The organism is Motiliproteus sp. (assembly GCF_965230735.1).
Taxonomy (GTDB): Bacteria; Pseudomonadota; Gammaproteobacteria; order Pseudomonadales; family Balneatricaceae; genus Motiliproteus.
The window spans coordinates 413,363-430,535 of the sequence record NZ_OZ246016.1 but is presented as its reverse complement, the minus strand read 5'-3'; the positions used below and the strand labels follow the sequence as shown (position 1 = coordinate 430,535).

Sequence of the window (17,173 nt, the reverse complement as noted above, 5' to 3'; positions counted from 1 at the left end):
ATAGACAGGATGTCCGATGAAAATGTTGTACGCTTCCGCCACTGTAGGTAACACACTAAAGCGTATCTCGCTGCTTGGGTTTGATGGCGCCACCGAGGCGTTGATCAAGCTCTGCATCGAACGGCAGTCGGAGATGATGCTGGCAGCGCCGGAACAGGCAGACCTGTTGGTGATCAATGGTGATCAGAGCGAATCGCCCGAGCAATTACAACAGCGCTACCTGAAACAGTATTCCCAACCCGGTGTGCTGATCAGCCGACGGTCGATGGAATGGCCCGGTTATATCCGTCTTGAAAAACCCTTTTCCAGCGATCAGTTCGTCGACGCCCTGTTGAAGGCGGCCCGGCTGGCGACAAAGCCGAAGGCCGTTGCGCAACCCGATCTTGAACCTGCACCCGGTGGCGGTCACGGCGGGGCAGATCGGCGAAGTGAAGCTTATCAGGCCTATTGCAGCCGAATCGCGGCCAGCCAGAGTGCACTGCAGCAGCTGCAGCAATCCAAAAAACAGCAGAGTCAGCAGGCCTCTTTGTTGAAGGTGCGCTTGCAGCAGGGGCTTGAGGCCAGCCGGCGGGCAGCGGAAGATGCGGTTCAGCAGCTGCAGCAACAAGCTGAGGCTGAGGTTGGGGTGGCGCCCGCGGCTGATGTGACGGAAGCCAAGTCCAAACCGGTATCGCGATCGGATAAGACCACAGCACCGAGCGCCAACAAGGCTGTGGCTAAAAAAGCGGCGCCGATGGCGGCTAAACCTGTGAGCCAAAAGTCCGAGGCTCATCCGATCCCCACCGATTTTATACGACCGGCTGTCGGCGGAAACTACCTGGAACTTGATCTGCCGATAGTCGATCCGAAACCTTTGCCCGAACCACCGGTGCCTGCCTCCGCACCGGTGTTGCCGACTGCTGTCGCCAAAGACATTGCCGCTGAGCCGACGCTCCCTGTCCAGGATCCGATGGACAGAGCAATGATTGATCGTTGCTGCGGTCATAGTCCGGATCTGAATCTGCGCAATCCGAACAGCCGGCGGCGGGCTTTTTTCAATACCGAAGGCAGCTTCATGACCTGGCTGCCAAAGGCGGTGAACAAGGCCCGGCTGAATCAGATGCCGGTGCAGATTTCCGGCCTGCCGAGTCCGTTGATCTATCTTCCGGAGCAGGACTGCTTCTGGGGCGATTTTGATCAGGAACTGTTGCTGCAGTACTGCCTCAGTAAGTTTTCGATCGGTGAGTTGCAACTGCGTAGCCGGCCCGATCTGGTCGCCATTGAGCCGCAGGGAAAGCTGGCCGAGCCTCTCAAGGAGTCGCGTCAGGCGCTGATCTGGAAGGTGGCGCTCTGGACTACCCGTGGCCGATTAACCGAGCAACTGGAGCCGGAAACCATCTATACCCTCAATTTCAAACCCGATTTCACGCAGTTGTTGATGATCCCTGGCGCGGAACATATCACCGAGCTCTGGCATCAGCAGAGTCTGTCGGCCACTGATTTGATCCACCGGTTGAAACTGCATCAGCGGTTTGTGTTCGCCTATATGTCGGCGGCCAATGCGCTGGGCTGGTTGCAGCGTTAACCCGGCTGCTATCGAGTGATGTCCTAACCAAATTCAGGAGGAATGTTCTGGTGCTGGATGAGTCTTATCGGAATCAATACGTCCAGGTGACCCCGGCCGGGGCCTACTATGCCACACTCAACTCTGCGGCCGACGATGCCCGCACCCTGTTGTTGCAGCTGCTCAGCGCGGATATCGCGCTGCCCTACAGCAATGCATTGATTACCGGTATCACCGGACTCAGTCCGGAGCCGGCTGCTGAGCTGTTTGATCGGCTTTACCGCAAAGGATTCTTCGAACTGTTCAAGCAGCCGACCGCCATTGTCGACGAAGGGCTGGAGAAGATGCTGCCCGAACTGTTGCCGGCACTGTCCAGTACCGGTCGGGCGGTACTGGCCGACGACCAGGGCTTTTGTCTGGGTTGTGCCGGTTTTGAAGAACCCCATGCTGAAGCATTGTCGGCGCTGACTGCGGATCTGATCATGCTGTACGAGCGTCACCATCAGCTGCTGGACCAGCAGTTGGGGGTCGACGGCGAATCCTGGGGGCTGCTGGATCCGCTGGGTCAGAGTCAGCTGGGATTCTGGATCGTTCATATCGGCAGCAAGAAGTTTGCCCTGATCATCGATCAGACGCCGCAGTTGAACCAGGCGGCGATGGTTGAGCTGTTAAGTGCACTGGCTCGACGCTATATCGGTTTTTAATTCTTTTATTAACTTTTGCAAGCCTCCAGACAATAGACGGTCTGGAAGAATACCTGAGGGTGGGGATCAAACTGTTTCCCATCCATCGTGTAGACAAGGAGAACGTTATGCGCTCGGAAATGTTGACTTCAATTTTAAGCGATCTGAACGGCACCTCGGCCGATATCGAAGCCTCTGCGGTGATCTCGACCGATGGTCTGATGATCGCGGCGCTGTTGCCCTCCGGGATGGATGAAGACCGGGTCGGTGCGATGAGTGCGGCGATGCTGTCGCTGGGTGAGCGGACTGCCAAAGAGCTGGCCCGGGGAGAGCTGGAACAGGTGCTGGTCAAGGGGGACCAGGGCTACATCCTGATGACCCATGCCAACGAAGAGTCGGTTCTGACCGTGGTGGCTAAGCCTAACGCTCGATTGGGATTGATTTTCCTCGACGTTAAGCGTGCTGCCGAGGCGATCGGTCCGATCCTGTAAGCGGCCGACCCGCTAGGTAGAACCCGTTCACTAAGCAAGGCGAGCAATATGGAAGATCAAAATAACGACGAAGGTCGTATCGTTACGATCACCTATTACGGCGGGGCCACCCGCGAGGCGTTGATCGTCGACCGTGAGGTCCCTTATCCGGACGGTAAGCTGATTGTTTCCAGAACCGATCCGAAAGGCATCATTACCCATGTTAACCAGGCCTTTGTTGATATGTCCGGTTACAGCCGCGAAGAGCTGCTTGGGGCCAACCACAATATCTTGCGTCATCCGGATATGCCGGCAGTGGCGTTTGCCGGGCTGTGGGAAACGTTGGAAACCGGTACCAAGTGGCACGGATACGTCAAAAACCTGCGTAAAGACGGAGCTTTCTACTGGGTCAAAGCGACGGTCATTCCCAATATCCGTGATGGTGAGGTGGTGGGTTACACCTCGGTCCGTCGTAAGCCGTCGCGTTCCAAAATCCGTGAGAGCGAAGAGCTCTACGCGACGTTGAAGTAAGGAGAACCGCTATGACATTTAATCTGACGGTCAGTCCTGACTTTGCGCCGGACCACATTGCTGGCTGGTATTTTTTCAACACTTGGTTGCAGCGCCAGCTTGGTAATGCGGTGCATCTGGAACTGTACGACAGCTTCGAGCAACAGCGTCAGGATCTGCGAGCTGATAAGCTCGATCTGATCTATGCCAATCCCTACGATGCGTCGATGCTGGTTCGGGAGCTGGGTTTTGAGGCCATTGCTCGGCCGCTGGCGCAACCGGATGAAACCATTATTGCCTGTCGTGAAGATGCAGACTTTGAGAGCGTCGAAGATCTGCAGCCGGGAACCCGGGTGGCGACCACCAGTGATCCCGATGTGCACACCATGGGAATGATCATGCTGGAGCCGGCCGATCTGGATTCCTCCAACATCAGTATCGCCCAGCGTAGTAACTATGTGCTGGTGGCCAAAAGCCTGCTTAAGCGCGAGGCCGATATCGGCTTCTTTCTGAAGGCGGGCTATCAGGACCTGTCAGCGTTGATCCAAAACCAGATGAAGGTGCTGGTTACCAGCCAGATCAGTGTGGTTCACCACACCCTGCTGGTAGGGCCGCGCATGCGCGAGCAGATTCCACTGTTGCAGGAGCGGCTGCTGGCGATGCACGAAGACGACAAGGGTCGTTCGGTGCTGGAGAGTCTGGGCATTGAACAGTGGGAGAGCATGGACCGGGAACGGACCGAATTCATGATCGACCTGATCGATACCCTGATTCCTTAAATCGGCTGCACTACCACGGGGAGGCGCCAGCTTCCCCGTTCTTTCTTTTACTTTATTTCTTCTTTACCTCCTTACCCTTTCTTTATCTTCACTCCCAATCAGCCGCTGATCATCTGTCTTTTCAAGACGTTGACGTCATTTCGTCGTGACGGCCACATCGTATTGTCATATTGCCTCCCCACAATGCCCCCAAGCAGCGCTTAAACCAATACGGTTTTATGTCGCTTTTATTACAGCCTGTAACAATTCTGTCATACCCCGGGGATACCCTACCGGCATGAAAAATACAGCCCCTCTCTCAGCCCCTGATCTGGACTTCGAAACACCGGCGGCCAAGCGCTTGCGCCGGTATCGTCGTTTCAAGGATCGTCTGGCGTCGGCCGTGGTCGGCGTTGGTGGTATCAGCGTTATCGTTGCGATTATGCTGATTTTTATCTACCTGCTTTACGAGGTCATGCCGCTCTTCCATGCCGCCGAGATCAAGCCTTGGCAGCACGAGGGCGAAGAAGTGGTCCCGTATGAGCGCCCCGGAGCCGATGCCGATACCTGGTATCTGACCGCCGAAGAGCAGGCCGAAGTTGGTTTGCGGGTCGATGCGACCGGCCAGGCCAGTTTCTTTGATACCCGTACCGGAGCGGTTGGGCTGCAGCAGACGCTGGGACAGACCGAGGCTGAGGCGGTGGCTTTTGCGCTGGGGTCAGAGTCTGAGCGGACCTTCGCGCTGGCCCATGCCGACGGCAATCTGACCTTCGTCAAACACCAGTACAAGGTCAGCTACCCCAACGATGTGCGTACCATCACACCGTCGATCGCCTATCCCTACGCCGATCAGGAGCTGGCGCTGGCACCGGCTGTTGGCAATACCCACTTGCTGGCGGTTCGTGACAGCGAAAACCAACTGATGGCAGCCGCGCTGGATGATCAGGGCCAGTTGTTCGTCAGCCGCTACAGCAAAGACGTCAACTTCATCACCGAAGAGGTGGAGATCAGTACCGACCACCTGCAGCTGGAGCTGCCGACCGAGAAGGTGATTTCGCTGCTGATCAGCCCGGAAACCCGCTGGCTGTTCGTGGCTCGTTCCGATGGGCTGGTGGTGCCGGTTGATTTGGGTGATTTTGATGCACCCCAGATTCATGATGCGGTTCGTGTCAGCGACGCGACCATCACCCAGGCTCGCTTCCTGCTGGGTGGCAACTCGCTGTTGGTGGCCGATAGCCAGGGTGTAACCCGGCAGCTGTTCCTGGTTCGCGACGATAGCAACAACTTCGAGTTGAAAGAGATTCGTAGCTTCCGTGACTCGACCCCGTCCGAGATCGCCAAGGTAGCGATTGAACATCGCCGTAAGGGCTTTGTGGTCGCCGAAGGTAACGGGCAGGTCAGCTTCTACAACTCCACCGCCGAAAACCTGGTGCTGAACGAGCAGCTCTCCGACAGCGGTATCGCCTATCTGGCGATGACACCGCGGGCCAACGGCCTGTTGCTGGAGCAGGGTGACGGCAAAGTCAGCTTCTGGAAAGTGGAGAACGAGCATCCGGAAGTTTCCTGGAGCTCGCTGTGGGAAGAGGTCTGGTACGAGGGCTACCAGGAGCCGGATTACATCTGGCAGTCGTCCGCGTCCAACGATGACTTCGAGCCCAAGTATTCCCTGGCACCGCTGTCCTTCGGTACCTTGAAAGCGGCGTTCTACGCGATGCTGCTGGCCACGCCGCTGGCGATCTGTGGTGCGATCTACACCGCCTACTTCATGGCGCCGGCGATGCGTACCAAGATCAAGCCGTTTATCGAGCTGATGGAGGCACTGCCGACCGTTATTCTCGGGTTCCTGGCCGGTCTGTGGCTGGCGCCCTTTATCGAGAAACAGCTGGCGACGGTGTTTACGTTGCTCCTTGTGGTGCCGATCGGGGTGCTGGTGTTTGCCTACTGCTGGCACAACCTGCCCAAGAGCATCCGCTTGCGGGTCTCTGAAGGCTGGGATGTGGTCGTCATCATCCCGGTAGTGATCATTCTGGCCTGGCTCTGTCTGCCGCTCAGCTCCGGCGTTGAGCAGCTGTTGTTTGACGGCGATATGCGCGGCTATATCACCCGTGACTTGGGGATCACCTTCGACCAGCGCAACGCGCTCGTGGTTGGCCTGGCGATGGGCTTCGCGGTAATCCCGACCATCTTCTCGATCACCGAGGACGCCATCTTCAGTGTGCCCAAGTCGCTCAGTAACGGTTCACTGGCACTGGGTGCGACGCCTTGGCAGACCTTGCAGCGCGTGGTTCTTCCGACCGCCAGCCCGGGTATCTTCTCGGCGGTGATGATCGGTATGGGTCGTGCGGTGGGTGAAACCATGATCGTACTGATGGCAACCGGTAACACCCCGATTATGGATCTGAACATTTTCGAAGGCATGCGTACCCTGGCGGCCAATATCGCGGTCGAGATGCCGGAATCTGAAGTGGGTAGTTCGCACTTCCGAATCCTGTTCCTGGCGGCGTTGGTGCTGTTTGCGTTCACCTTTGTGGTCAACACTCTGGCGGAACTGATCCGTCAGCGGCTGCGCCGCAAGTACGGATCCCTGTGATGACCAGCGGCCCGCTCGGTCGAGCGGGTTACTGTGGAACGGATAAGAGATAAGCGTTGATGAATATTTCCGTTAAAGAGTGGTTCAAGTCGGGAGCGCCCTGGGTCTGGTTGACCGGGGGGGCCGTCGCCTTGAACGTGATCATGGTGGCCGGTCTGCTGGCGCTGATCGCCGTGCGTGGGCTGGGTCACTTCTGGCCGGCCGATGTCCTGCAGGCTGACTATATCGAGTCGGATGGTAGCCGGGTGGTGGTGATCGGTGAGATCGCCGACCGCGAAGATGTGCCGGCGATCCAGATGCGTGAAGCAGGTCTGGAGGTTGCCGAGGGCGTCGAGACCGTTCGTCGTGACCTGCTCAAGGTCGGTAACCGCGACCTGCTGGGCAGCGATTTCCGCTGGGTCACCGAGACCGGACTGCAGCAGATCGAGCATCCGCCGCATCTGTTCGTGGCCGAGCGTCGCGAGTGGGGTAACTTCTACGGTTTCCTGCGTCAGGTGAAGCAAGCGGGTGAACTGGTTGGCGAATACAAAGTCGGGGATTCCGATGCGGCTTATGATCAGCTCTATGCCGAGCTGGAGCAGCGCCTGGATCGGGCACTGGAGATCCACGACCAGATCAAGGATATCGAAAAGCACGAGATCGGCGCGATCAACGCCACCCTTGAACGCCTGCGTCTGCGTGAGCGCAGCCTGGAACTGCAGGGTAAGCTGACCGCGGCGGATCAGGCCGATATCGCGGCTTCTCGGGCCGAGCAGGATGAAAGCTACAAGGATCTGCAGTCGCGTCTGGCGGCGCTGTACCAGCAGATCGGGCGTGACTCGCTGGTGGCGGAAGTGTCCGATGGCCAGATCGTCGAGATCGAGCTGAGCAAGGTGGTCCAGGTATTCCGCCCCAACGCCATGGGGGTGGCTACCAAACTGGGCTTCTACTTCGGCCAGATCTGGGCCTTCATGACCGACGAGCCCCGCGAAGCCAACACCGAAGGGGGGGTGTTCCCGGCAATCTTCGGTACCGTGATGATGGTACTGCTGATGTCGATCCTGGTAACCCCGTTCGGCGTGGTTGCTGCGGTCTACCTACGTGAATATGCCAAGCAGGGCACCATGACCCGGCTGATCCGGATTGCGGTCAACAACCTGGCCGGTGTGCCGTCGATCGTCTACGGTGTATTTGGCCTGGGCTTCTTTATCTATTTCCTCGGTGGCAACATCGACCAGCTGTTCTTCCCCGAGGCCCTGCCGGCGCCGACCTTCGGTACACCGGGCCTGATGTGGGCCTCGCTGACCCTGGCGCTGCTGACCCTGCCGGTGGTGATCGTGGCCACCGAAGAGGGCCTGTCCCGGATCCCCCGTTCGATCCGTGAAGGCTCGCTGGCACTGGGCGCCACCAAGGCCGAGACCCTGTGGAAAGTGGTTCTGCCGATGGCCAGCCCGGCGATGATGACCGGTGTGATCCTGGCGGTCGCCCGTGCCGCCGGTGAGGTGGCACCGCTGATGCTGGTGGGGGTGGTCAAGCTGGCACCGTCGCTGCCGGTAGATGGCAACTACCCGTTCATCCACCTGGATCAGAAATTTATGCACCTGGGCTTCCATATCTACGACGTCGGTTTCCAGAGTCCCAACGTCGAAGCGGCACGGCCGCTGGTTTACGCCACCGCACTACTGCTGGTGGTGGTGATCGCCCTGTTGAACCTGAGCGCAGTTGCGATCCGAAATCGCCTGCGGGAAAAATACAAAGCGCTTGAGCACTAGGCTTAAGAACGAGAGTGAGTGGTAACTGACATGACAACTTTACTGACACCGGAAACCGACGCGGCTGAGCCGACCGAGCGCCCTGAAGGCAAGTCCCACGGTATCGATATCAGCTCCATGGGCCGTACCCAGGCCAAGATGGACCTGGCTAACGAGACCATCGCCCTGCAGGTTCAGGACCTGAACCTGTACTACGGCGAGAAGCAGGCCCTGAACGGTATCAACATGGATATCGCCAAGAATCGGGTGACTGCCTTTATCGGCCCCAGTGGCTGCGGTAAGTCGACCCTGTTACGCTGCTTCAACCGGATGAACGATCTGGTTGATTTCTGCAACATCGAAGGCAAGATCCTGCTCGACGGCAACGACATCTACGAGCGCGGCGTCGAAGTGGCCGAACTGCGTCGTCGGGTCGGGATGGTGTTCCAGAAGCCGAACCCGTTCCCGAAGAGCATCTACGAGAACGTCGCCTACGGCCTGCGGATTCAAGGCATCAACAAGAAGCGGATTCTGGATGAAACAGTCGAGTGGGCACTGCGTTCCGCGGCACTCTGGGATGAGGTCAAAGACCGACTGCATGAGAGCGCCCTGGGTATGTCCGGTGGTCAGCAGCAGCGTCTGGTTATCGCCCGGACCATCGCGGTTAAGCCCGAAGTGCTGCTGCTGGACGAACCGGCTTCGGCCCTGGACCCGATCTCGACCCTGAAGATCGAAGAGCTGATCCACGAACTCAAGCGCGACTTCACCATCGTCATCGTTACCCATAATATGCAGCAGGCGGCGCGGGTGTCCGACTACACCGCCTTTATGTACATGGGTGATCTGATCGAGTTCGGTGGCACCGACGATCTGTTTACCACGCCGCAGAAGAAGCAGACCGAGGACTACATCACCGGTCGTTACGGCTAAAAAACAATCAGGCGCACGCCTTCGCAGGCAGGGCGTCGTTAAACAGGGCCTCAAGGTGCTCATTTACACTCGGTAAATTCTGCTCTGTCGGCCCTGTTTGCCTAACCCTACCCACGGAATCGCACTCCTGATGACTTTTTAGCGGGGTGCAAGATTAGGATAAGAAAGATGGCATTCGATAAAGATGCACACACGGATCATATCTCCCAGCAGTTCAACGAAGAGCTGGAGACGATCAAGAGCCACCTGATGACCATGGGTGGCGTCGCGGAGACCCAGCTGAATCAGGCGCTGGACGCGCTGATTGAAGGCGAGTCGGGTCTGGCCCAGCGGGCACTGAAGGCGGACGATCAGATCAACGATTGGGAAGTCGCCATCGAAGAGCAGTGCACCCGGATTATCGCCCGTCGCCAGCCGGCCGCTTCCGATCTGCGGATGATCGTGGCGATCAGTCGTGCCGTTAGTGACCTGGAGTTGATCGGCGACGAGTCGGCCGGTATCGCCAAGCACGCGATGGCGCTGCTGGAAGAAGATTCTTCACAGCGAGCCTTCAACGAGATCCGTCAGATCGGTGATCTGGTTCGCGAGATGGTGTCCCAGACCCTGACCGCCTTTGCCCGTTATGACATCAACATGGCCTATAAAGTGGCCAAGAAAGAGAAGGATGTCGATGAGGCCTACCAGACCGCGATGCGTTCGCTGGTGACCTACATGATGGAAGACCCGCGTTCGATCAGCCGGGTGCTGAACGTGATCTGGGTTCTGCGTAGCCTGGAGCGGATCGGTGACCTGACCCGCAACATCAGCCATCACCTGATCTATCTGGTCAAGGGTGTGAACGTTTCGCACAGCAGCCTGAAAGAGATCAAGAAGGCGGTGAAAGGCTGATCAGCCGGTTCCCGCCAGACAGAAAAAGGACCCCTAGGGGTCCTTTTTTGTTGGATCGAGGAGAACCGGTGCGCTTAGAACAGCCCCTCAATATCTCCGTTTTCGTTGACGTAGATATTATTCGCAGCCGGCACCCGCGGTAGCCCCGGCATCCGCATGATCTCACCGCAGACCACCACCAGGAATTCGGCCCCGGCCGACAGTGACAGCTCACGGATCGGCACCACATGGTTGTTGGGTGCCCCCATCAGCTTGGGGTCGGTCGAGAAACTGTACTGGGTCTTGGCCATACAGACGGGGAAGTGGCCATAACCCTCGGCCTGGAACTGCTTGAACTGATTGCGCACCTTCATATCGGCGGTGATATCGTCGGCGCCGTACAGGTTGCGAGCGATCAGTTTGGCCTTGTCCCACAGCGGCAGCTCGTCATCGTAAAGGGTGCGGAACTGCGACTGCTGGTGGTCGACCAGTCCCGCTACCGCTTCGGCCAGTTCGACCGCACCGGCACTGCCGTCGGCCCAGTGGCTGCAGACGTAGGCCTTCACGCCATGACGCTCGGCATACTCCTTGATCATCTCCAGTTCGGCTTCGCTGTCACCGCTGAAGCGGTTGATACAGACGGTGGTCGGAATACCGAACTGGCCGAGGTTGCGGATATGTCGACCGAGGTTGCTCAGGCCCTTCTGCAGGGCTTCGAGGTCTTCACCGTCGAGCTGATCCTTGGCCAGGCCGCCGTGCATCTTCAGCGCCCGGACGGTGGCAACCAGCACGCTGGCATCGGGTTTCAGGCCGCTCTTGCGGCACTTGATGTTGAAGAATTTCTCGGCCCCCAGGTCGGCGCCGAAACCGGCTTCGGTAACGACATAATCGGACAGCTTCAGGGCGGTCTTGGTGGCGATCACCGAATTGCAGCCGTGGGCGATATTGGCGAACGGGCCGCCGTGGATGAACACCGGATTGTGTTCCAGGGTCTGCACCAGGTTCGGGGCCAGGGCGTCCTTCAGCAGCGCGGTCATGGCACCGGACGCCTGGATCTGGTCGGCGGTCACCGGCTGCTTGTCGCGGGTATAGCCGATCACGATCCGGCTGAGGCGCTGTTGCAGGTCTTTCAGGTTCTCGGCCAGACAGAAGATCGCCATCACCTCGGAGGCGACGCTGATATCGAAGCCGCTCTCCATCGGGAAGCCGTTGCCGGGCCCGCCGACGCCGGAGACGATATGGCGCAGCTGGCGGTCGTTCATGTCCACCACCCGGCGCCAGTTGATCCGGCGCAGATCGAGGCGGATCTCATTGGACCAGTGGATGTAGTTGTCGATCAGTGCCGACAGCAGGTTGTGGGCGGCGCTGATGGCGTGCATGTCGCCGGTAAAGTGGAGGTTGATATCCTCCATCGGCACCACCTGGGCATAGCCGCCGCCGGCGGCGCCCCCCTTCATCCCGAAGCAGGGTCCCAGGCTGGGTTCGCGGATACAGGCGCTGGCCGATTTGCCGATCCGGTTGAGGCCGTCGCACAGGCCGATGGTGGTCGTGGTTTTACCCTCACCGGCGGGGGTGGGGCTGACGGCGGTGACCAGGATCAGCTTGCCCTGGGGGCGGCCGTTGAGTTGATCGATGTAGTCGAGATTGAGCTTTGCCTTGGTATGGCCGTAAGGCATCAGGTGTTGGGGTTCGATGCCGAGTTTCGCACCAATCTCTGAAATCGGCAGTAGCTTGGCTTCGCGGGCGATTTCGATATCTGATTTATGCATAGGATTCCCGTTACTCAGAGAAGAGAGGTTTACCGGCTAACCATAGCAGCGCCGTTAACGGAAGACATGATGCAGGTAAAGCGAAGCATAAAAAAAGAGCCCTGAGGCTCTTTTCGGATTCGGAGTTGGTGTCGGCCGTTAGGCGTTGACGGCATCCTTGAGGGCTTTGCCCGGCTTGAAGCCGACATTGTTGGCAGCGGCGATTTCGATGGTGGCGCCGGTCTGCGGGTTGCGACCCTGACGGGCTGCACGATGACGCTGCTCGAAGGTGCCGAAACCGATCAGGCTGACGGATTCGCCGCGAGCCAGGGCATCGGTGATGCTGTCGGTAACAGCGTTCAGTGCTGCTTGCGCTTCAGTTTTGGTCAGGCCCGCCTCTTCTGCGATCTGGGCTACCAGTTCCGCTTTTTGCATGTTATCTCCTGGATTTCCGTTTTGAGAGCTGAGGGCCATTAAATCAGGCCCTGAGGCTGAAGGTAAAGCCATTTTTACTGTCATCGCGGGAGTTTCTTGAAACCATGGCCTAGATCAATCATGCTCTGCGCCTTCAGTCCCATTCTTACGGATTCAAGGTCCAGTTTTTGCCTTCCAGAACCCTGTCACGACAGCCTCTATCGGTACGTTGGCGCAGTTATCGACGCCATCCCAGCCTGCAGTTGCCCCGGCGTTGGCGCGGCTGGTTGCTCGACAGCGGTTCGTTGACTGCCCGTCTGGTGGCCCTGTCCGAAGGTGACTTTCGGGTAGAGGTGGTGGATCAAGGCTGGGGGCGCCCCAACCTGTCCGAAGCCCGCGCGCTGCGTATCGATCCGCGGCTGCGGGTATTGGTGCGCGAGGTCCGCCTGATCGGTCGCGATCAGGCCTGGGTGCATGCCCGCAGCCTGATTCCGGCAACCACCCTGACCGGCCCCCACCGCAAGTTGGCCCATCTGGGATCCCGCCCGCTGGGGGAGGTGCTGTTCCAGGATCCGAGCATGGAGCGCAGCCCGATCGAGACCGCATTGGTGCCGCTCTATCGGGATAACCAGAGAGCCTGGGCCCGACGCTCGGTGTTCCGACTTGACGGCAAACCGCTGCTGGTCAGCGAGGTTTTTCTCCCGCAGTTACTGGCGCTACAATAGCCACCGACCAGCCGCCGTGTCATGGCGGTGATGGCCCTGACTTTGGGAACTGCTTCATGATGCTATCGGCCAGCTTGTTCAGCTCGGAAAAACTGCTCGGATATTCGCAGCTGATGCGGCTGGAAAAGCCGATCGGCATTTACCTGCTGTTGTGGCCGACCCTCTGGGCGCTCTGGGTGGCGGCCGAGGGCATTCCGGACGTCAAGCTGTTGATCATCTTCTGCCTCGGTGTGGTACTGATGCGCTCGGCCGGCTGTGTGATCAATGACTACGCCGACCGGAATCTGGATGGCCATGTCGAACGGACCCGGAATCGGCCGCTGCCGGCGGGGCGGGTGACCGAGAAAGAAGCCCTCGGGTTGTTCGGGTTCCTATGTCTGCTGGCCTTTGTGCTGGTGCTGTTTACCGATACCCAGACGGTACTGTTGTCGTTCGGCGGGGTACTGCTGGCGGCGATCTATCCCTTTATGAAGCGCTATACCCATTTCCCGCAGCTGGTGCTGGGAGCCGCTTTCTCCTGGGCGGTAATCATGGCCTTCAGTGCTCAGAGTGGCGAGGTGCCGCGTCAGGCCTGGTTGATCTACGTGATCAATCTGCTCTGGACCGTCGCCTACGACACCATGTACGCGATGACGGACCGGGAAGACGACCTGAAGGTGGGGATCAAATCCACCGCGGTGTTATTCGGCGATGCCGACAAATTGATCGTCGGTGTGCTGCAGTTGCTGGTATTGATCGGACTGCTGCTGCTGGGCGATCTGATGGGACTGGGGCTGGCCTTCTATGCCGGCGTTGCCGCCAGTGCCGCGCTGTTCGGTTACCAACAGTATCTGATTCGTGACCGAGCGCCGCAGGCCTGTTTTACCGCCTTCCTGAACAACCACTGGGCCGGCAGCCTGATCTTTCTTGGTCTGTTTGTCGACTACCTGCTTTAACCCCTCCGAAAGATATAGGCAGATTCGGTGCCGGTAACCACATCCCGGCGCGGCTGTAACCTGTCTGTCATAATTGGCGGGTGTAATAGTTCGGTAATTGTTCATTCATTTAAGGGAGAGAGGGGGTCATGACGTTTAAGCGCGTACTGATCGTCGACGATGAAGCGCCGATCCGTGAAATGCTGACACTGGCGCTGGAGATGGCGGGATACGAGTGTCTGGAGGCGGATAATGCGCAGGCTGCCTTGTCTCAGGTGGTAGATGCGCGTCCCGATCTGATCCTGCTCGACTGGATGATGCCCGGTACCAGCGGTATTGAGTTGGCGCGGCGTCTGAAGAAAGACCCGCTGACCAGCGATATTCCGGTCATTATGCTGACCGCCAAGGGCGACGAAGACAACAAGGTTCAGGGGCTGGAAGCCGGCGCCGATGATTACATCACCAAACCCTTCTCACCCCGTGAACTGGTCGCGCGTCTGAAAGCGGTCCTGCGGCGCACCTCCCCGGAAGGCGAAGATGCGGTGGTCAAGGTGGACGGCCTGATGATGGATCCGATTTCGCACCGGGTCACCGCCGAAGGCAAGCCGCTGGAAATGGGACCGACCGAGTTCAAACTGTTAAATTTCTTTATGACCCATCAAGACCGGGCCTTTTCGCGCGGACAATTGCTCGATTATGTCTGGGGCGGTAATGTCTATGTCGAGGAGCGGACGGTAGATGTTCATATCCGTCGCCTTCGCAAAGCACTGGGTGATCAGTACGCGCCCCTGGTTCAGACCGTACGGGGCATGGGCTACCGTTTCTCCAGCCAGCATATCTGAGGGTGCATTGATTGCACCGTCACCCTAAGGGAATAGTCAAGGTTGACCAATCCGGCACAATTACAATTCAAGCGATTACTGCTGATACTGTCGCTGGCGCTGCTGGTTGGCCTGTTACTGGATGCTGTCGCTTGGGTATTGGTAGCGACGTTGGGCGCTCTGCTGGCCTGGCAGTACCTGCAGCTTTATCGGCTGATGCAGTGGCTACGGCACAGTTCCAGTCGGGAAGTCCCCGAAAGCCATGGCAGTTGGGGTGAGCTGTTCGACGAGCTGTACCGGCTGCTGAACCGGCACCGCAAGGCCGAAGGTAAACTTCGCGGCGTGATCGAGCGGGTGCAGGAATCGACCTCGGCGCTGCGTGATGCGGTGGTGATGGTCGACGGCAACGGCGACCTGGAGTGGTGGAACCGTTCCGCCAAGCGGCTGCTGGGTTTCCGTCGTCCGGATGACCTGGGTCAGGCGATCACCAACCTGATCCGTGATCCGGTCTTTGTCCGCTACCTCCATCAGCGAGACTTTAGCGAGCCGCTGGAACTGCCGTCACCGGCCGATAAACGTATCCAGCTGCAATTTATGGTGACCGAGTTCGGCCGCTCCGAACTGTTGATGCTGGTGCGTGATGTGACCCGTATCAGCCAGTTGGAGCGGATGCGGCAAGACTTTGTCGGCAATGCCTCCCACGAGCTTCGTACCCCGCTGACGGTGATTCGCGGTTATCTGGAAACCCTGCAGGACCAGTTTGATGGCCAGCACCCGGGCCTGCTTCGGGCGTTGAAGCAGATGGAGGGTCAGGCCAAGCGGATGGATAACCTGGTCACCGATATGCTGACCCTGTCTCGGTTGGAAACCACCGACGGCATGTTGGATGAACTCCCGATCGATATCAGCCGGATGCTGCGCGAGGTCTGCAGCGATGCGCGTCGCCTGGCCCCGGAGAAGCAGCAGCGGATCGAGTTTGAGGTCGACGAGGGCTACGTATTGATGGGGCATGAGAAGGAGCTGCACAGCGCCTTCTCCAACCTGGCCACCAACGCGGTCAAATACACCCCGGAGAACGGTGAAGTGAAGATTCGCTGGTGGGTGGACAACGACGGTGGCCACTACGAGGTTTGCGACAGCGGTATCGGTATCGAGCCTCACCACCTCAAGCGTCTGACCGAACGTTTCTACCGGGTCGATGACGGCCGTTCAACCGCCGAAGGCGGGACCGGCCTGGGACTCGCCATCGTCAAACACGTGATGATCCGGCATAACGCCAAGCTGGAGGTCCAGAGTACGCCGGGCAAGGGCACCTGTTTCCGCTGCCACTTCCCCAGTCAACTGATCCATTGCAGCCAGATTGACGAGTTCGATGTCGACGACGACGAACTCGACTCACCGCCAAAGCAGCAACTGCCTTAGCGGGGGGTAACCTCTTGTTTGCCGGCCGACGGGGCGGAAGCGGGCGCATACTCTTCGACCCAAAACAGGGTTGCACCGATCACCGCCGCCGGCATCACCAGCAGGTTCAATACCGGTACCATCATCGCGGCTGATACCAGTCCGCCAAAGCCCAGTGAGCTCAGACGCTGGGTCTTCAGCAGCCGTTTCATCTCGCCGAAACGGACCCGGTTGTTATCCATCGGGTAGTCGCAGTACTGGATCGCCATCATCCAGGCGCCGAACAGGATCCACAGGATCGGCCCGACCACCGGAATAAACAGCGCCAGCAACAGCACCAGCAGCCTTGGCAGGTAGTAAGCCCATTTGGCCGCTTCCCGGGCCAGCGCTCTTGGAATCGAAGCCAGCAGTCCCTTCCAGCCTTCGTCCTGAATCGGCATCCCCCGCAGGCGTTGCTCGACTTTTTCGGCCAGGATGCCGTTGAACGGGGCGGCAATGAAGTTGGCCATCATGCCGAAGCTGAAATAGACCACCACCAGCACCAGCAGGGCAAACAACGGCCAAACCAGCCAGTCGAGGAACGACAGCCAGTCGGGCACAAAGCCCATCCAGTAATCGAGCCAGACCGAGAAGTATTCGCTCAGCAGGTAGATCGCCAGCGAGAACAGCAGCACGTTGATCAGTAACGGTAAAATGATGAATTGACGCAGACCGGGTTCGGTCAGCATCTTGGCGCCGCGCAGCAGGTAGATTGCGCCGCGGAAAGGATTTCCAGCCATAGGGCCCTCCGATGAAGGGCCGACCGGTCAGATAGCGATGACGCTGTGGATGGCCCTTAGGCAACCATCCAGGAGTTGGCAAAGCGCAGAACGATGCCCATAAACATCAGGATGATGCCGATACGATTGACGATAAATTCACGATGGCTCAACGCCATCTCAGCCTGCCAGAACATCAGCACCGCACGGTAGTCGGTTGTGCGCTTCAGGTAGAGGATGATAGAACTGGCAAAAACCGCAAAGCCGACAGCCAGCAGGGTGGATTCCAGAATATCCAAGACCATGGTAAA

At 58.6% G+C, this 17,173-nt stretch carries 17 protein-coding genes; 13 read left to right on the top strand and 4 right to left on the bottom strand.

What is annotated here, in order from left to right:
- Positions 1-16: 16 nt before the first annotated feature.
- The 9 genes from ACO05M_RS02055 (at position 17) to phoU (ending at position 10,102) form a co-directional block, all read left to right on the top strand.
- Complete coding sequence (locus tag ACO05M_RS02055; RefSeq protein WP_421867094.1) at positions 17-1,564, top strand: hypothetical protein; 1,548 nt, start codon at positions 17-19, stop codon at positions 1,562-1,564.
- A gap of 50 nt (positions 1,565-1,614) precedes the next feature.
- Positions 1,615-2,247 carry a hypothetical protein gene (locus tag ACO05M_RS02050; protein WP_421867092.1) on the top strand — a complete coding sequence of 211 codons (633 nt, stop codon included), beginning with the start codon at positions 1,615-1,617 and terminating at the stop codon, positions 2,245-2,247.
- Positions 2,248-2,354: 107 nt separating this feature from the next.
- Entirely contained in the window at positions 2,355-2,717 is a 363-nt protein-coding gene (locus ACO05M_RS02045) for a roadblock/LC7 domain-containing protein (RefSeq protein WP_114696932.1), read from the top strand.
- A 48-nt stretch (positions 2,718-2,765) separates the two neighbouring features.
- Positions 2,766-3,227, top strand: coding sequence for a PAS domain-containing protein (locus tag ACO05M_RS02040; protein ID WP_421867090.1), 462 nt, complete (start codon positions 2,766-2,768; stop codon positions 3,225-3,227).
- 11 nt (positions 3,228-3,238) lie between these two features.
- Positions 3,239-3,985 carry a phosphate/phosphite/phosphonate ABC transporter substrate-binding protein gene (locus ACO05M_RS02035; RefSeq protein ID WP_421867088.1) on the top strand — a complete coding sequence of 249 codons (747 nt, stop codon included), beginning with the start codon at positions 3,239-3,241 and terminating at the stop codon, positions 3,983-3,985.
- 277 nt (positions 3,986-4,262) lie between these two features.
- Positions 4,263-6,554, top strand: a complete 2,292-nt coding sequence (locus ACO05M_RS02030) for an ABC transporter permease subunit (protein ID WP_421867086.1) — start codon at positions 4,263-4,265, stop codon at positions 6,552-6,554.
- A 59-nt stretch (positions 6,555-6,613) separates the two neighbouring features.
- The gene (gene pstA, locus ACO05M_RS02025) at positions 6,614-8,305 is read left to right on the top strand and encodes a phosphate ABC transporter permease PstA (protein ID WP_421867084.1); all 1,692 of its coding nucleotides are present in this window, start codon (positions 6,614-6,616) and stop codon (positions 8,303-8,305) included.
- Between the two features lie 30 nt (positions 8,306-8,335).
- Positions 8,336-9,214: a phosphate ABC transporter ATP-binding protein PstB gene (gene pstB, locus ACO05M_RS02020; protein ID WP_421867082.1), complete on the top strand. Its 879-nt coding sequence runs from the start codon at positions 8,336-8,338 to the stop codon at positions 9,212-9,214.
- Positions 9,215-9,382: 168 nt separating this feature from the next.
- Positions 9,383-10,102 (top strand): phosphate signaling complex protein PhoU, encoded by a 720-nt coding sequence (gene phoU / locus ACO05M_RS02015; protein WP_421867081.1) that lies wholly within the window; start codon positions 9,383-9,385, stop codon positions 10,100-10,102.
- A 74-nt stretch (positions 10,103-10,176) separates the two neighbouring features.
- On the opposite strand, the gene ACO05M_RS02010 is transcribed toward phoU, so the two are convergent.
- Positions 10,177-11,850, bottom strand: a complete 1,674-nt coding sequence (locus ACO05M_RS02010) for a formate--tetrahydrofolate ligase (protein ID WP_421867079.1) — start codon at positions 11,848-11,850, stop codon at positions 10,177-10,179.
- Between the two features lie 138 nt (positions 11,851-11,988).
- Complete coding sequence (locus ACO05M_RS02005; RefSeq protein WP_114696940.1) at positions 11,989-12,264, bottom strand: HU family DNA-binding protein; 276 nt, start codon at positions 12,262-12,264, stop codon at positions 11,989-11,991.
- 167 nt (positions 12,265-12,431) lie between these two features.
- Between ACO05M_RS02005 and ACO05M_RS02000 the strand changes: the two genes are divergently transcribed.
- The 4 genes from ACO05M_RS02000 to phoR all read left to right on the top strand — a co-directional run bounded on the left by ACO05M_RS02000 (position 12,432) and on the right by phoR (position 16,125).
- The gene (locus ACO05M_RS02000; protein ID WP_421867077.1) at positions 12,432-12,968 is read left to right on the top strand and encodes a chorismate--pyruvate lyase family protein; all 537 of its coding nucleotides are present in this window, start codon (positions 12,432-12,434) and stop codon (positions 12,966-12,968) included.
- A gap of 56 nt (positions 12,969-13,024) precedes the next feature.
- Positions 13,025-13,903, top strand: a complete 879-nt coding sequence (ubiA, locus tag ACO05M_RS01995; RefSeq protein WP_421867076.1) for a 4-hydroxybenzoate octaprenyltransferase — start codon at positions 13,025-13,027, stop codon at positions 13,901-13,903.
- A 128-nt stretch (positions 13,904-14,031) separates the two neighbouring features.
- Complete coding sequence (phoB, locus tag ACO05M_RS01990) at positions 14,032-14,724, top strand: phosphate regulon transcriptional regulator PhoB (RefSeq protein WP_421867074.1); 693 nt, start codon at positions 14,032-14,034, stop codon at positions 14,722-14,724.
- A gap of 42 nt (positions 14,725-14,766) precedes the next feature.
- Positions 14,767-16,125 carry a phosphate regulon sensor histidine kinase PhoR gene (gene phoR / locus ACO05M_RS01985; RefSeq protein ID WP_421867072.1) on the top strand — a complete coding sequence of 453 codons (1,359 nt, stop codon included), beginning with the start codon at positions 14,767-14,769 and terminating at the stop codon, positions 16,123-16,125.
- Here the strand turns inward: phoR and cysZ are convergent.
- Positions 16,122-16,883 carry a sulfate transporter CysZ gene (cysZ, locus tag ACO05M_RS01980; RefSeq protein ID WP_421867070.1) on the bottom strand — a complete coding sequence of 254 codons (762 nt, stop codon included), beginning with the start codon at positions 16,881-16,883 and terminating at the stop codon, positions 16,122-16,124. The genes phoR and cysZ overlap by 4 nt on opposite strands.
- Before the next feature lie 56 nt (positions 16,884-16,939).
- On the bottom strand, positions 16,940-17,167 hold the full coding sequence (locus ACO05M_RS01975; protein ID WP_114696946.1) for a hypothetical protein: 228 nt from the start codon (positions 17,165-17,167) through the stop codon (positions 16,940-16,942).
- Positions 17,168-17,173: the final 6 nt, after the last annotated feature.

Coding starts and splice junctions, on each gene's coding strand:
- phoU (WP_421867081.1), top strand. CDS start 9,383: ATGGCATTCGATAAAGATGCACACACGGATCATATCTCCCAGCAGTTC.
- ACO05M_RS02055 (WP_421867094.1), top strand. CDS start 17: ATGAAAATGTTGTACGCTTCCGCCACTGTAGGTAACACACTAAAGCGT.
- ACO05M_RS02040 (WP_421867090.1), top strand. CDS start 2,766: ATGGAAGATCAAAATAACGACGAAGGTCGTATCGTTACGATCACCTAT.
- phoB (WP_421867074.1), top strand. CDS start 14,032: ATGACGTTTAAGCGCGTACTGATCGTCGACGATGAAGCGCCGATCCGT.
- ACO05M_RS02045 (WP_114696932.1), top strand. CDS start 2,355: ATGCGCTCGGAAATGTTGACTTCAATTTTAAGCGATCTGAACGGCACC.
- ubiA (WP_421867076.1), top strand. CDS start 13,025: ATGATGCTATCGGCCAGCTTGTTCAGCTCGGAAAAACTGCTCGGATAT.
- pstB (WP_421867082.1), top strand. CDS start 8,336: ATGACAACTTTACTGACACCGGAAACCGACGCGGCTGAGCCGACCGAG.
- ACO05M_RS02005 (WP_114696940.1), bottom strand. CDS start 12,264: ATGCAAAAAGCGGAACTGGTAGCCCAGATCGCAGAAGAGGCGGGCCTG.
- pstA (WP_421867084.1), top strand. CDS start 6,614: ATGAATATTTCCGTTAAAGAGTGGTTCAAGTCGGGAGCGCCCTGGGTC.
- cysZ (WP_421867070.1), bottom strand. CDS start 16,883: ATGGCTGGAAATCCTTTCCGCGGCGCAATCTACCTGCTGCGCGGCGCC.
- ACO05M_RS02035 (WP_421867088.1), top strand. CDS start 3,239: ATGACATTTAATCTGACGGTCAGTCCTGACTTTGCGCCGGACCACATT.
- ACO05M_RS02010 (WP_421867079.1), bottom strand. CDS start 11,850: ATGCATAAATCAGATATCGAAATCGCCCGCGAAGCCAAGCTACTGCCG.
- ACO05M_RS02030 (WP_421867086.1), top strand. CDS start 4,263: ATGAAAAATACAGCCCCTCTCTCAGCCCCTGATCTGGACTTCGAAACA.
- ACO05M_RS01975 (WP_114696946.1), bottom strand. CDS start 17,167: ATGGTCTTGGATATTCTGGAATCCACCCTGCTGGCTGTCGGCTTTGCG.